This window comes from Stenotrophomonas sp. FR010 (genome assembly GCF_047520755.2).
Classification (GTDB): domain Bacteria; phylum Pseudomonadota; class Gammaproteobacteria; order Xanthomonadales; family Xanthomonadaceae; genus Stenotrophomonas; species Stenotrophomonas sepilia.
The window spans coordinates 1-14409 of record NZ_JAXBQT020000022.1; the positions used below are offsets into that span (position 1 = coordinate 1).

Consider the following 14409-nt stretch of genomic DNA (forward strand, 5'->3'; position numbering starts at 1 on the left):
GGTCGCGGTGATGCGCAAGATGCTGGTGATCCTCAACGCCCGCAAGCGTGACGCGGAGGCCCAGATGGCCTCCGCCTGACAAGACAGTTGCTACAAAAAGCGGCCTGCCAGGCTGCCTTTGCTTTTGATCCTCTTTTCTCTTCCGTGGGTGGACGCGCACGGAACCTGCCCGGCCTCTCCCATGAACTGCTCTACGTGTCCACCCACGAGGGGCTGTGCCGTTGGCTGGAAACTACAGCCCGATGCCGGCGTCGCCTTCAGGCTCCAGCGCCTTCACCAGCACCGCGGCCTGGGTGCGGCTATGGCACTCGAGTTTTTTCAGGATGGCGGTGACATGCACCTTCACCGTGTTCTCAGCCAGCCCCAGCGTGTAGGCGATCTGCTTGTTGAGCAGGCCATCGGCCAGGCAGAGCAGCACGCGGAACTGCTGCGGGGTCAGTTGGGCCAGGCGGCTGGCCAGCAGCGCATCGGCCTCCGAGCGCTCGGCGGCCATCGCCGGGAACCACAGGCCGCCGTCGAGCACCGTCTGCACGGCCTCGCCGATGGCCTCGGCCGGGGCCGACTTCGGGATGAAACCGGCCGCGCCGAACTGCTGGGCACGGCGGATCACCCGCGGGTGGTCGTTGGACGAGAGGATCACCACCGGGATGTCCGGATGCGAGCCGCGCACGTGCAGCAGCGCGGAAAAACCGTGTGCGCCGGGCATGGTCAGGTCGAGCAGCACCAGGTCCACGTCCGGTTGTGCATCCAGCACCTCTGCCAATGCCTCGGCGCTGGCCACCTCGCGCACCTGCGCCAGCGGCAGGCTCTGCCGCAAGGACTGCACCACCGCCGAACGCAGCAGCGGGTGGTCATCGGCGATCAGGATGGTGTATTCGCTCATACCGCCATTGTACGGGCAGGTCGCCGCCTCAGCGCCCGGCCGGCTCGACGCTGCTGCGCCAGGCATCGAGGAACTGGCGACGCTTGAGCGCGTCCAGGTACACCAGCAGGCCCGGGCCGAGCTGGATCGGACGGCGGCTGCGGCCGGGCGCATCGTCACCCCGTGCGTTGCCGGTCACGATCGGCATCAGCCGCGCCTCGCGCGACAGCACCTGCTGGCCACGCGGCGACAGCAGGTAATCGAGGAAGCGCCGCGCTTCTTCCGGGTGCGGGCCGGTGCGCGGGATCACCGCGGTGCGCAGCACCACCAGCGTGTAGTCCTCGGGCTCGATGATGGCCAGTGGCGCGCCGGCATCGACACGTGCCTGCGCGTAGGAGCCGAGCACGTTGTAGACCAGCGACAGCTGGCCACTGGCCACCTGGTCCAGCAGCACGCCAGTACGCTCCTCGCGCACCACGTCGTTGTCGCCGAGCGCGCCCAGCAGCGCGCCGGCAATGCTGCCGCGCTGCGCGTCCTGGGTCGCCAGCAGGTAGCCGACACTGCTGCGCTCGATGTCATAGGTGCCGACCTTGCCGCGCAGCGGTGCACCTTCAGCACGCAGCCGGTCCAGCAGCTGGCGGCGCGTGTGCGGCACCTTCGCTGCCGGCAGTGCGCGGGTGTTGTAGACCATCACCACCGGCTCGTAGCTGATGCCGAATGCCTCGTTGCGCCATTGCGCCCACGCCGGCAGCGCCGCGGTCTGCGCCGAGCGGTGCGGCAGCGCATGGCCATCGTTGACCAGCTTGGTCTGCAGGTCCATGCCGCTGGAGATCAACAGGTCCGGTGATGCCGGCCCGCCACGGTCGTGCAGGTAACGCGCGTACAGGTCCTGGGTGATGATGTCCTCGTACACCACTTCGGTGCCGGGATGAAGGCGCTGGTAGTCGGCGATGACCACCGCGAACACTTCGATGTCGGTGGTGCCGTGGATGCGCAGCTGCGCGGTGGCCGCTCCCTGTGCGGGAAAACGGCGCACATCGCCGGGCGCGGCCAACACCGGCAGGGCCAGCAGCAGCGCAACAGTCGTCGCGAACAAGCGGATCATGGACTGCTCCGGGGCAGGCGGATGGTGGCGACCAGCCCGCCCTGCGGGCGGTTGCTCAGGTCAATGCGGCCGCCATGGCTGTCGACCACGCGCTTGACGATGGCCAGGCCCAGCCCGGCACCGCCGGATGGCGCGCCTTCGCCACGGGCGAAACGCTCGAATACGCGCTCGGCATCGGCCGGGGCGATGCCTGCGCCGTGGTCGGCGATGGTCAGCACGGCCTGCTCGCCTTCCACGGTAAGGGCAATCTGCAAGTCGCCGTCACCGCCGTACTTCAGTGCGTTGTCGACCAGGTTCTTGATCGCCTCGCGCAGCAGCAGCGCATCGCCGTGCACCAGTGCCGGTTCGGCGGTCATCGCCAACTGCACGCGCGGCGCCGGACCGGCCTGCGGCAGCGCTTCATGCAAGGCCTGGTGCACGGTCTCGGCCAGGTCCACCGCTGCAAAGCGCTGCAGATGCGAACGATGGATCACGCTGGCATCGCTGAGCAGCTGGTTCAGCAGCCGGCTCATATGGGTGGCGTTGCGCTCGATCGCCTGCAGGCTGCGCCGCATGTCCTCCGGATCGTCATCATCCAGCGCCAGCTGTGCCTGTGCGCGCAATGCAGCCAGTGGCGTGCGCATCTGGTGCGCAGCCTCGGCCATGAACGCGCGCAGTGTCTCGTTGCTGCTGGACAGGCGTTCCATGAAGCGGTTCAGCGCCGCCACCATCTGGTCCATCTCGCGCGGAACGCGGGCATCCAGCGGCTTCAGGTCGGACGGCTCCCGTCGCGACAGCTCGCGCTCCACCCGCACCAGCGGCCGGAATGCGCGATGCACGCCGAACGCCACCAGTGCCAGCAGCAGCCCGGACAGCACGCCGATCGCCAGCAACGCGCGATTGACCATGTCCTGCGCGACCGCTTCACGCGCACGCCGGGTCTGGCCGACCTGGACCTGTACCTCGCCCTGCGCCGAGGCGGCGGCGAAGCTGCGGCTGACCACCACGAAGCGCACGGTTTCGCCGCTGTAGGTGGCATCGAACAGCTGCGGCTGGGTACCGGGCCGGCGCGGCGGAGCCGGCAGATCGCCGTAGCCGGTGATCAGGTTGCCGCGGTTGTCGGCCACCCTGTATAACACGCGGTCCTCCGGTGCCATCGCCAGCAGGTCCAACGCCGCATACGGCAGATCGACCTGCCACTGGCCATCGACCAGGGCCACCGAATCGGCAATGGACAGCGCCGAGGACACCAGCAGGTGATCGTAGGATCGATTGGCGGCGCGCTGGCCGTAATCGCGCGCGGCGAACAGCAGGGCCACTGCGAACACCGCCAGCAGCACGCCGAGGTAGAGCAGCAGCGTGCGCCGCAGCGAGCCCGGCGCGGCCGTTGCAGCGCGCATGTCAGCCATCGGCGTCGGCACTGGCGTCGCTGGCTTCCAGCAGATAGCCGACACCGCGCACCGTGGTGATGCGCAGCGGTGCGCCGGCCAGCTTCTTTCTCAGGCGGCCAACATACAACTCGATGGCATTCGGGCCCGCTTCGTCATCGAAACCGAACAGGCCGTTGCCGATCTCATCCTTGCCGACCACTTGGCCGAGGCGCCCGACCAGGATCTCCAGCAGGCGGTACTCGCGGTTGGGCAGTTCGATCGGTTCGCCGTCGAGACTGACCCGGTGCGCAGCGTTGTCGAACTGGAAGCCGCCGATCTGCACCACTTCGCTGGCCTGGCCACGCGCACGCCGCAGCAGCACGCGGCAGCGCGCTTCGAACTCGCGGAAATCGAATGGCTTGCCCAGGTAATCGTCGGCACCGACATCCAGCGCCTGCACGCGATCCTCGATGCCATCGCGCGCGGTCAGCATCAGCACCGGCGTGCTGTCACCGCGCTCGCGCATGCCGGCCAGCACGCGCAGGCCATCGAGCTTGGGCAGGCCGATGTCCAGCACCACCAGGTCGAAGCTCTGGTAGCGCAGCACGCTGGCGGCGGCCAGGCCATCAGCCTGCCAGTCCACAGCGTGCCCGCTGCGGCGCATCCGGCGGATGATCGCATCGGCCAGATCCGGGTTGTCTTCGACCAGCAGCAGGCGCATGGGCACACGGGTGGGAGGGGAACCGAATGCTACCGCATGCCGCCGCCGCGCTTGCCGGGTGTGGCCCAGTGAGCGCAGCGGCCGGATTTACGCTGCACCGCACAAACCGCTGACAGGACGATGACAGCTTGCCCGACCCAGACTGCGGCCGCGCACCGTCCGGTGCCCACGATTGCCGCGCGCCTGGCGCGCACCTGGGAGGGTTTGTGGAATTCACGTTTGCCTGGCGGCGTCCTGCCGCCATGATGGCGCTGGCTGCCCTGTCGGCGCCGGCCTTCGCTGCCGAAGACGACCGCCCGGTCACCGCCACTCTCGGTGGCCGCCTGCACCTGGACTTCGCCACCTTCGACAACGACAACCGCGGCACCCCGAACAAGGATGACACCGAGATCCGTCGTGCCTGGCTGGACGTGTCCGGCAGGTTCTTCGTGGTCGACTACAAGCTGGAGGCCGATTTCTCCGGCGACCGCGTCGAGGCCAAGGACGTGTACCTGGCGCGCAGCTTCGGCAAGGCCGGCAAGCTGACCGTGGGCCAGTTCAAGCAGTACTTCTCGCTGGATGACCGTACCAGCTCCAACTACGGCAGCTTCCTGGAGCGCGGCAACGCCGGCACCACGCTGGCGCCGCTGTACCGCCTGGGTGCGTCCTGGCAGGCCAACCCGGGTGACTTCACCTGGGCGGCCAGCCTCTACAGCCTGGAGAGCATCGACGCCTGGCAGGTGAAGGGCCGCGCGGCGGGTGGTCGCGTCACCTGGGCGCCCTCGCCCAGCGACGGTGACGTGCTGCACCTGGGCCTGTCGCTGGCCCGCGAGGCCTACGACAACCCGGGGGCCAACGGCGTGCCCGGCCTGCGTATCCGCCCGCGCCCGGCCGGCCACCTGTCCGACAACAGCCGCCTGACCCTGGTCGACTTCTCCGCCGGCCGCGATACCGACGTCAACAAGTGGTCGCTGGAATACGCGCAGGTGCGCGGCCCGTTGTCGTGGCAGGGCGAGTTCAGTGGCGCCACCTTCGATGATGGCGCCCAGCGCGGCGACGTGATGGCGGCCTACGGCATGCTCAGCTGGTTCGTCACCGGCGAAAGCCGTGCCTACGACCGCAAGACCGGCCGCTTCGCACGGGTCAAGGACATCCGCCACAAGGCTGGGGCCTTCGAAGTGGCGCTGCGTTACGACCAAATGTGGGGCGCGCAGCACCTCGATGGCGCGCCGGACCTGCGCCGTGGCAGCACCGAAGCGTGGACGCTGGGTGGCAACTGGTACCTGCGCGACAACCTGCGCTTCATGCTCAACGTGATCGAAAGCCGCAATCGCGATCGCCTGGCCGGGGTCACAGTGGACCGCACGCGCGCGGTCACCGGCCGCCTGCAGTACGACTTCTAAGCCAGCTGTCCCGGGCAAACCGACCGCCCCCCTTCCACTCCCCCATATCCTGTATTTGCAAGGAGTCCGCAGATGATGCTGAGCATCCTCGGCTTTGGCATGGTCATTACGTTCATGTACTTGATCATGAGCAAACGCCTGTCGCCGCTCGTCGCCCTGATCACCATCCCCATCCTGTTCGCGCTGATCGGCGGCTTCGGTGCCGGCATCGACGAGATGATGCTGGAGGGCATCAAGAAGATCGCGCCGACCGGCGTGATGCTGATGTTCGCCATCCTCTACTTCGGGGTGATGATCGACGCCGGCCTGTTCGATCCGCTGGTACGGGTGATCCTGCGCTTCGTCAAGGGCGATCCGATGAAGATCGTGCTCGGCACCGCGGTGCTGGCGATGCTGATCTCGCTCGATGGCGACGGTTCGACCACCTACATGATCACCGTCTCGGCGATGCTGCCGCTGTACCAGCGCCTCGGCATGAACGCGCTGAACATGACCTGCGTGACCATCCTGGCCGGCGGCGTGATGAACCTGACCCCGTGGGGCGGCCCGACCGCACGCGCGGCCACCGCGCTGCACGTGGACCCGGCCGATGTGTTCGTGCCGCTGATCCCGTCGATGGTGATCGCCTGTGCCGGCGTGCTGCTGCTGGCCTGGTACCTGGGCCTGAAGGAACGCCGTCGCCTTGGCGTGGTGACCCTGCCCAAGGGCGGCAGCTGGATGGACAACAGCGTGTCCGATGACAGCAACCCGCTGCCGACCGTGGAAGACGCCGAGGACATCAAGCGTCCGAAGCTGCTGTGGGTCAACCTGGCCCTGACCGTGGCGCTGATGACCGCGCTGATCATCGGCGTGCTGCCGATGCCGGTGCTGTTCATGGTCGGCTTCGCCATCGCCCTGGTGATCAACTACCCGAACCTGGCCGAACAGCGCCGCCGCGTGGTCAACCACGCCGGCAACGTGCTGTCGGTGGTGTCGCTGATCTTCGCCGCGGGCATCTTCACCGGCATCCTCAACAACACCGGCATGGTCGAGGCGATGTCACACAGCTTCCTGGCGGTGATTCCGGAGTCGTGGGGCCCGTACCTGGCGGTGATCACCGCCGTGGCGTCGATGCCGTTCACCTTCTTCATGTCCAACGACGCGTTCTACTTCGGCGTGCTGCCGATCCTGTCCGAGGCCGCCGGCAACTACGGCATCACCCCGGTGGAAATGGCGCGCGCCTCGCTGGCCGGCCAGCCGGTGCACCTGCTCAGCCCGCTGGTGCCGTCCACCTACCTGCTGGTGGGCCTGGCCAAGGTCGAATTCGCCGACCACCAGAAGTTCACCCTGAAGTGGGCCATTGCCATCTCGATGCTGCTGATGATCGGCAGCCTGCTGTTCGGCCTGTATCCCCTCGCCGCCTGACCCTTTGCCAAGGAGCCTTCTGCAATGACGCTTCGAATCGCTTACGTCACCAGTGGAATGGGCAGTGTCGGCACTGCCATCTGCCAGAGCCTGGCCCGCAGCGGCCACACCGTGGTCGCCGGCTGCGCGCCCAGCTCGCCGCGCAAGGCCAACTGGCTGCGCGAGCAGCGCGAACAGGGCTTCGACTTCATCGCCTCCGAAGGCAACGCCACCGACTGGGCCTCGACCAGCGCCGCGTTCGCCAAGGTCCGTGCAGAAGTCGGTGAAGTGGACGTGCTGGTCAACAACTCCGGCGGCAGCCGCGACCTTCTTTTCCGGCAGATGACGGTGGAAGACTGGAACGCGGTGATCGCCTCCAACCTCAATGCGCTGTTCAACCTGACCAAGCAGGTGGTCGATGGCATGGCCACGCGCGGCTGGGGCCGCATCATCAACATCGGTTCGGTCAGCGCCCACAAGGGCCAGATCGGCCAGGTGAACTACGCCACCGCCAAGGCCGCGATGCACGGTTTCAGCCGTGCACTGGCCGCCGAAGTGGCCTCGCGCGGGGTCACCGTCAACACGCTGTCGCCAGGCTACATCGCCAGCCAGGCGATCAGCAGCTTCCCGCCGGATGTACTGGATCGGCTGGCCGCCTCGGTGCCGGTGCGCCGGCTGGGTCGGCCCGAGGAAGTGGCCGGCCTGTGCGCGTGGCTGGCCTCGGATGAAGCCTCGTACGTGACCGGTGCCGACTATCCGGTCAACGGTGGCCTGTACATGGGTTGAGCCCTCCCCCACGGAGTGCGCGGGGCCGGTGAATCTTCGTTCGCGAGGGGGATCCGGCCCCTTTTTCTATCGGGTTGCAGGACACGCACGGGGGCCTGCGTCGTTCGTTGGTTTCTCGTAAAGAAGGTTTCATGTTCCGTTCGCATAGTGGCCATGCACCGCGCACGTGTGCCGGTGACCACCCCCCATGCAACGGACCACCATGCAGACCCGACACCTGACGATCGCCGTGGCGATCGCGCTCTCCGCCGCCAGCGCCCATGCCGCCACCGCCGCCGATACCGGCGCCAGCACCGATGCCGCGCTGAGCGCGCAGACGCTGGATACCGTCTCCGTGATCGGCCAGGGCGAGACCCGCCAGGTGCAGCGCATCACCACCGTCGACAAGCAGGTGCTGCCGCCGGGCACCAGTGGCCAGAAAATCCTCGACCGCCTCCCGGGCGTGTCGGTGCAGTCCAACGATGCCTTCGGTGCCAACGAGGAATCGCAGACCATCAGCCTGCGCGGCTTCGACAAGAGCCGCCTCGGCTATACGCTGGACGGCATCCCGCTGGGTGACAACAGCTACGGCAACTACAACGGCCTGAGCATTGCCCGCGCGATCATTGCCGAGAACCTGGCCGGTGCCGAGCTGTCGCAGGGCATCGGTTCGCTGGGCGTGGCTTCGACCAGCAACCTGGGCGGCACCATCCAGTATTTCTCGATGGACCCGTCCACTGAATTCGGTGGCCGTGCCAGCGTCACCGTCGGCGACAACAACCAGCGCCGTGGCTACCTGCGCGTGGATACCGGCGACCTCAACGGCTTCTCGGCCTATGTGTCCGGCGTGCACCAGGACCAGGACATGTGGGCCGCGCCGTACCAGAACCAGACCACCCGCCAGTTCAACGCCAAGGCCGTGTGGAATGTCGGCGACCACCGTTTCGGTGCGTTCGTGGCGACCTCGCGCGCCAGCCAGGCCAACTACGCCTACCTGTCCAAGGACATGCTGGCCCGCGGCCTGGGCTATGACTGGAACATCTACGCACCGGACTGGGACCGCGCCGTCGCTGCTGCGTACTGCGCGCCGGGCACCTACAACAAGGCGCGCTGCAGGTTCAGCGGCGGCGTCAACAGCATCGACGATGCGTACTACCAGAGCCGTGCACTTCGCGACGACAACCTCTATTCGGTCGATGCCGACCTGCGCCTGGGCGAGCAGGGTCGCCTGAAGCTGCTGGCCTACCACCACGACAACCGTGGCCAGGGCCACTGGTGGGCACCGGGCCAGCCGTCCTACCCGGGCACCGACAGGATGCTGCCGATTTCGATCCGCAGCACCAACTACACGATCAACCGCGATGGCGTGACCGCCGCGCTGTCGTGGACGGTGGGCATCCACGAACTGGAGGCCGGCCTGTGGTACGAGCAGAACGACCATAACGTGTCGCGCAACTTCTACTACATCAGCGGCCCGTTCCTGGACGACCTGTACCTGAAGAACCCGGACCGCCTGCTGTTCAACCAGGATTTCGACATCCGCACGCGCCAGTTCTACGTGCAGGACCGCATGCGCTTCCTCGACCAGCGCCTGACCGTGGACGTGGGCATCAAGAGCCCGAACACCCGCATGCGCGCCACCGCTCAGCCGGGCGTGGAAACCAGCATCGCTTCGGGCACGCTGACCGCCAAGAAGTCGGTGCTGCCGCAGGTGGGCCTGGGCTTCAAGCTCAACGCCAACAATGAACTGTTCGCCTCGTACGCCGAGAACATCGCCGCCTTCGTCGGTGGCGGCAGCGGTGGCCCGTTGCAGGTGTCGCCGGAATCGTTCGCAGCCAGCGCCGGCCTGGAGCCGGAGAAGTCCAAGAGCCTGGAAGCCGGCTTCCGTACCTTCGGCGAGAAGTACCAGGCCTCGATCGCGGCCTACAACGTGAAGTTCGACAACCGCCTGCTGTCGCTGAACCCGTGTTCCAGCATCGAAGTCGGCACGCGTCCGGAGTGCGTAACGCGCTTCATCAATGTCGGTTCGGTGAAGAGCCACGGCGCGGAACTGACCTTCATCCTCAAGCCGATCGACGGCCTGCAGTGGTACAACGCGCTGTCCTGGAACAAGACCACCTACGAGGATGACTACACCTCGGGCGGCGCGATCGTGCCGGTGGCCGGCAAGATCACGGTGGATACGCCGCAGCGCATGGCCTCCAGCGAGATCAGCTGGAACCGCGATGGCTTCTTCGCCAGCCTGCGTGCCAAGTACACCGGCAAGCGCTACTACACCTACACCAACGACCAGTCGGTGCCGGGCGTGACCACCTTCGACGCCGGTGCAGGCTACGACTTCGGCCCGGGCCTGGGCCTGCGCAACGTTCGGGTGTCGTTGAATGCGACCAACCTGACCAACAAGCGCTACGCCGGCCAGCTGAGCTCGTTCGCACCGACCGATCCGAAGGGCACGCGCTATGCGATCCATGCGAGCGCACCGCGGCAGCTGTTCATGACGGTGGCGGCGGAGTTCTAAATCGAAAGCGTTGCCCCGCGGCGTCTTGATTACCGCTGCGGGGCAGGGCCGGATGGGCCGGCGCAGGACACGCCGTAAACCCATCCATGGGGGCTCGATGGGGCCATCCATGGCGCCAACGGTCCTGCGCCGGCCCATCCGACCCTGCTCGACGGTTTCCCGCGCCACGGTGCGGAGGACAAAGAAGAGCAAGAGCGAAGAGCCGGGCATTGCCCGGCTCTTTGCTTTTCAAGCTTTTCAAGCGCAATCCCTTCGGCGCGGTGATGTGCTGCCGCCCGCGCGGGAAACTGTCTGGCGGCGGTGGCGCACCCTGGCCAGGACCGTGAGGCGCATGGATGCGCCGATCGAGCCCCCATGGATGGGTTTACGGCGTGTCCTGGCCAGGGTGCGCCACCGCCGCCCAGCGATATCAATCGAGGCGCCAGCGCATCATCCCGCCAACGCATTTCATTCCGGCGCCAGCTGGTCCATCCGTATCCGGTTGGCAAACAGCGAAAACGCCAGCATGCCGGCCAGCCCATTCGCCCGGCTCACCCAATGCGGCAGCCAGCGCGGTGGCTTCAGCACCCCCGCCTCGAACAACGGTGCGAACGCGATCGCATCGGCCAGGCTCATCTTGCCCGCGAACAACCAGCGGCAGACCTGCAGGCGGTCCTCGGCCAGCATGTGGCGGAAGAAGGTATGCACCGACACCAGGCCGCGCAGGTACACCGTGTCCTTGGTGAAGGCCAGGCCACCACGGGGCGGCACCCCACGGAACACGCGCTGTGCCGACGCAAAGCTCTCTTCGGCGTTCTGCCCGGCATCGCAGAAGTAGCGGAACACCTCGATGAAGTCGGCGCCTTCGCGGGCCATCGCGATCGCTTCAGTGCGCAGACTGATTCGCTTCAGGCGTTCGATGTCGATGCTGCCGGTGATCTGTTCGGCGAAGGTAGCCAGCCCTTCCTGGGTGGCCGTCACCCGCGGCGAGGACAACGCCAGGCTGGGCAGCACCGGTTGTTCGCGGCCATTCAAGGCGGTCAGCGAATGCACCAGCGCTTCATGGTGGAACAGCTGAGCGCGGTCATAGGCGCTGAAGCGCGCACTGGTACGCAGGCGGATGCGGGTCGGGCCGGCAGCGGCCTTGGACACCAGCTCTGGATCGAGCTGCACCTGGATGATGCGCGATTCGAAGAACGCATCCAGGTCATTCTGCAGCTGCAGCTGCAGGGCAATGGCCGAGACCGGCACCTGCTCTTCCGGCGCCAGCAGTTCGTGATCGAGTTCGGCAGCAATCTGGATGAAGTGACGCGCCGCTTCGCGCGTGCTCGGGCCATTGCCTGGCAACGGCTGCTCGGGCGCGCCGAACAGCTGCACCGAACAGGTATCGACGGCGGCAGTGCCCAGCCCCTCAAGCAGCTGCGCGGCCAGGTCCCAGCTCTGCGCCGACTGGCGCACGTAGTGGCCCAGCGGATGGCTGTCATCGCAGTCTGCGGCGATCGCAGCCAACGCGCGACGTTCTTCGCTGAAGTCCAGCCGTGGGTAATCCACCTTCGGCAGCACCGGCTGGCCACGTGCCACGCTGTCCAGGAACGGGGCCTGCAGCGTGGCAGGCCAGCTGGTCAGCCCCAGCAGGCGGATGCCTCCCACGGCCTCGACCAGGCGCGCATCGAGCGCTGCATGGTGGGCCACCTCACGGTCCAGCGTCGCGGTCGGTTCCATGCGCGGACTATAGCGCCCTGCCATGTCCGGCGCTGCGCGCCGCCGCCCGAGCGTTGGCTCGGGCGCTACAGGGTGTCCCGGGATGCATCTCTTGTAGAGCCGAGCCCACGCTCGGCTGCACTGTCAGCGCCTACGCGGCTTTCCGGCCGGGCGGAACTGCTGGCCCTTGCCCTTCCTGCCGCCACGTTCCTGCGCGGTCTCGGCCTGGCGCACCGCCAGCTTGGCGGCAGCGGCAGCCACTTCTTCCTTCAGCTTGAAATAGTTCAGCAGCCGGCTCTCTTCGATCTCGCCAGCGTCGATCGCTGCGCGGACAGCACAGCCCGGTTCCTGCTGGTGCTTGCAGTCGTTGAAACGGCACTGCGTGGCCAGCGCTTCGATGTCGGCGAAGCCACCTTCGGACAGCGTTTCTTCGCCGGTCGGTTTCAGCTCGCGCATGCCGGGGGTGTCGATCAGGCAGGCGCCGGTCGGAAGCGGCATCAACGCGCGATGGGTGGTGGTGTGGCGGCCGCGCGAATCGTTGGCGCGCACCGCGTTGGTCTTCATCCGCTGCTCGCCGAGCAGGGTGTTGGTCAGCGTGGATTTGCCGGCACCGGAGGAACCCACCAGCACCACCGTGCGGCCCGGGCCCAGCCACGGCCGCAGCACCGCCACGCTGTCGGCATCCAGGCCGTTGATCGCATGCAACGCGATGCCCTGCATCTCCAGTTCTTCCAGCACCGCCAGCGCATCCTCGCTGTACTCGGTCTGGTCGGCCTTGGTCAGCACCACCACCGGTTCGGCGCCGCCACCGCCGACCAGCAGCAGGTAGCGCTCGATGCGGCGCGGATTGAAGTCGGCATCCAGGCCACAAACGATGAACACCGTATCGATGTTCGCTGCGATCACCTGCTGGTGGTAGTGCTCACCCGCCGCGCCACGCTTGATCGCGGTGCGACGCGGCAGCAGCGCAACGATGCGGATGCCGTCCAGCAGCACCCAGTCGCCCACTGCGGGCCGCTCGTGGCTGGGGAAGCGCGGGCGCTGCCATTCCGGCAGTGACTCCGCTTTGATCGCCGCATCCGGGCCATCGGCCACCACGTAATGGGTCCGGTGCTGCTCGATCACCCGCGCCGGGCGGGCCTGCGGGTGCGCGGCCATCATGGCCTGCCAGTCGGCCTGCTGCGCCGGGCCCGGCCAGGGCCAGCCGATGGTCTGCAGGGCGATGAAATCGGGGGTCTGGGTCATCGCCGCCATTCTACCTGTGACGGCCCCCGGCCAGCCCAGCAATGGCAGGCGCGGAGCCGTTGCCATGCACTGCAGCAATTCCGGTAGGATGGAATCCCCATGCCTTTTGACGGCCCAGCCCCCATGTCCACCCTTTCGCCCAAGCCCCTGGCCATCCGCGAGCGCCTTTCCGAAGTGCGCTACGAGATCCGCGGAGAACTGGCCCGGCGAGCGCGGGAGCTGGAGGCGCAGGGCCGCAAGCTGATCAAGCTCAACATCGGCAACCCGGGCAACTTCGGTTTCCGCGCACCCGAGCATCTGCAGCGCGCAATCGCCGACGACATGGGCCGCACCGACCCGTACACCCACCAGCAGGGCCTGCCGGTGGCGCGTGAAGCCATCGCCGATTACTACGCCCGCCGCGGCGCACCGGATGCACACCCGGACCGCGTGTTCGTCGGCAACGGTGTCAGCGAGCTGATCGACCTGTCGCTGCGCGCACTGCTCAATCCGGGCGATGAGGTGCTGGTGCCGTCGCCGGACTACCCACTGTGGTCGGCCTCCACCATCCTCAACGATGGCCGACCGGTGTACTACCGCTGCGCCGCCGAGAACGGCTTCCAGCCGGACCCGAGCGAGATCGAGACGCTGGTGTCCTCGCGCACCCGCGCCATCGTGCTGATCAACCCGAACAACCCCAGCGGCGCCAGCTACCCGCGCGAACTGCTGGAGCGCGTGGTCGAGATCGCACGCCGCCACAACCTGCTGCTGCTGGTCGATGAGATCTACGACCAGATCCTGTACGACGATGCGGTGTTCCAACCGGTCGCGCCGCTGGCCGGCGACCATCCGTGCCTGACCTTCAGCGGCCTGAGCAAGGTGCACCGTGCCTGCGGCTGGCGCGTGGGCTGGGCCCATCTCAGCGGCGACGACGCGCGCCTGGGCGACTTCCGCGCCGCGCTGGACCTGCTGGGCGCGCTGCGCCTGTGCGCCAACGTGCCGGGCCAGTACGCCATCGAGGCCGCAGTGAACGGCCCGGACACCATCTCCGAACTGTGCACCCCGGGTGGCCGCCTGTATGAAACCCGCCGTGCGGTGATCGACGCCTGCGAAGCCAGCGAGCACCTGTCGCTGGTCGCGCCAGCCGGTGCGCTGTATGCGTTCCCGGCCGTGGTCGGTGCCGCTGCCAAGAGCTTTGACGACCACACCTTCGCGCTGGACCTGATGAACAACGAAGGCGTGCTGGTGGTACCGGGTTCCAGCTTCAACGTGCCCTACCGCCACCATTTCCGCGTGACCCTGTTGCCGGAAGCCTCGGTGATGCGCGATGTGTTCGCCCGCATTGACCGCGTGCTGGCCCGGCGTGCCGAGGACGCGACCAAGGTCGTGCCGCTGAAGCCGCGCCGTTCGGTGGCCTGAG

At 67.4% G+C, this 14409-nt stretch carries 11 protein-coding genes; 5 read left to right on the forward strand and 6 right to left on the reverse strand.

Features of this window, described 5'->3' with window-relative positions; genetic code table 11:
- Positions 1-232 precede the first annotated feature (232 nt).
- Genes ACM0PK_RS17235 through ACM0PK_RS17250 form a run of 4 tightly spaced genes read right to left on the reverse strand, consistent with a single transcriptional unit; the run spans position 233 to position 4037 of the window.
- Positions 233-883 carry a response regulator gene (locus ACM0PK_RS17235; RefSeq protein ID WP_414607804.1) on the reverse strand — a complete coding sequence of 217 codons (651 nt, stop codon included), beginning with the start codon at positions 881-883 and terminating at the stop codon, positions 233-235.
- Positions 884-911: 28 nt separating this feature from the next.
- Positions 912-1967 (reverse strand): ABC transporter substrate-binding protein, encoded by a 1056-nt coding sequence (locus tag ACM0PK_RS17240; protein WP_069139221.1) that lies wholly within the window; start codon positions 1965-1967, stop codon positions 912-914.
- Positions 1964-3355: a sensor histidine kinase N-terminal domain-containing protein gene (locus ACM0PK_RS17245; protein ID WP_414607803.1), complete on the reverse strand. Its 1392-nt coding sequence runs from the start codon at positions 3353-3355 to the stop codon at positions 1964-1966. The genes ACM0PK_RS17240 and ACM0PK_RS17245 overlap by 4 nt, the downstream gene beginning before the upstream one ends.
- Positions 3348-4037, reverse strand: coding sequence for a response regulator transcription factor (locus ACM0PK_RS17250; RefSeq protein WP_014038433.1), 690 nt, complete (start codon positions 4035-4037; stop codon positions 3348-3350). Before ACM0PK_RS17250 ends, ACM0PK_RS17245 begins: the two co-directional genes overlap by 8 nt.
- Positions 4038-4279: 242 nt before the next feature.
- On the opposite strand from ACM0PK_RS17250, the gene ACM0PK_RS17255 reads away from it, so the two are divergent.
- The 4 genes from ACM0PK_RS17255 to ACM0PK_RS17270 all read left to right on the forward strand — a co-directional run bounded on the left by ACM0PK_RS17255 (position 4280) and on the right by ACM0PK_RS17270 (position 10085).
- On the forward strand, positions 4280-5419 hold the full coding sequence (locus ACM0PK_RS17255) for an OprO/OprP family phosphate-selective porin (RefSeq protein WP_414607806.1): 1140 nt from the start codon (positions 4280-4282) through the stop codon (positions 5417-5419).
- A 75-nt stretch (positions 5420-5494) separates the two neighbouring features.
- Complete coding sequence (locus ACM0PK_RS17260) at positions 5495-6823, forward strand: CitMHS family transporter (protein ID WP_005419191.1); 1329 nt, start codon at positions 5495-5497, stop codon at positions 6821-6823.
- A 24-nt stretch (positions 6824-6847) separates the two neighbouring features.
- On the forward strand, positions 6848-7588 hold the full coding sequence (phbB, locus tag ACM0PK_RS17265; protein ID WP_188240619.1) for an acetoacetyl-CoA reductase: 741 nt from the start codon (positions 6848-6850) through the stop codon (positions 7586-7588).
- A 202-nt stretch (positions 7589-7790) separates the two neighbouring features.
- Positions 7791-10085: a TonB-dependent receptor gene (locus ACM0PK_RS17270; RefSeq protein ID WP_072167607.1), complete on the forward strand. Its 2295-nt coding sequence runs from the start codon at positions 7791-7793 to the stop codon at positions 10083-10085.
- 447 nt (positions 10086-10532) lie between these two features.
- Here the strand turns inward: ACM0PK_RS17270 and ACM0PK_RS17275 are convergent, their stop codons facing one another.
- Positions 10533-11786: a flavohemoglobin expression-modulating QEGLA motif protein gene (locus tag ACM0PK_RS17275; protein WP_053501008.1), complete on the reverse strand. Its 1254-nt coding sequence runs from the start codon at positions 11784-11786 to the stop codon at positions 10533-10535.
- Between the two features lie 123 nt (positions 11787-11909).
- Positions 11910-13019: a ribosome small subunit-dependent GTPase A gene (rsgA, locus tag ACM0PK_RS17280; protein ID WP_414607805.1), complete on the reverse strand. Its 1110-nt coding sequence runs from the start codon at positions 13017-13019 to the stop codon at positions 11910-11912.
- A gap of 114 nt (positions 13020-13133) precedes the next feature.
- On the opposite strand from rsgA, the gene ACM0PK_RS17285 reads away from it, so the two are divergent.
- Positions 13134-14408: a pyridoxal phosphate-dependent aminotransferase gene (locus ACM0PK_RS17285; protein WP_252745077.1), complete on the forward strand. Its 1275-nt coding sequence runs from the start codon at positions 13134-13136 to the stop codon at positions 14406-14408.
- The last annotated feature ends 1 nt before the right edge of the window (position 14409 follow it).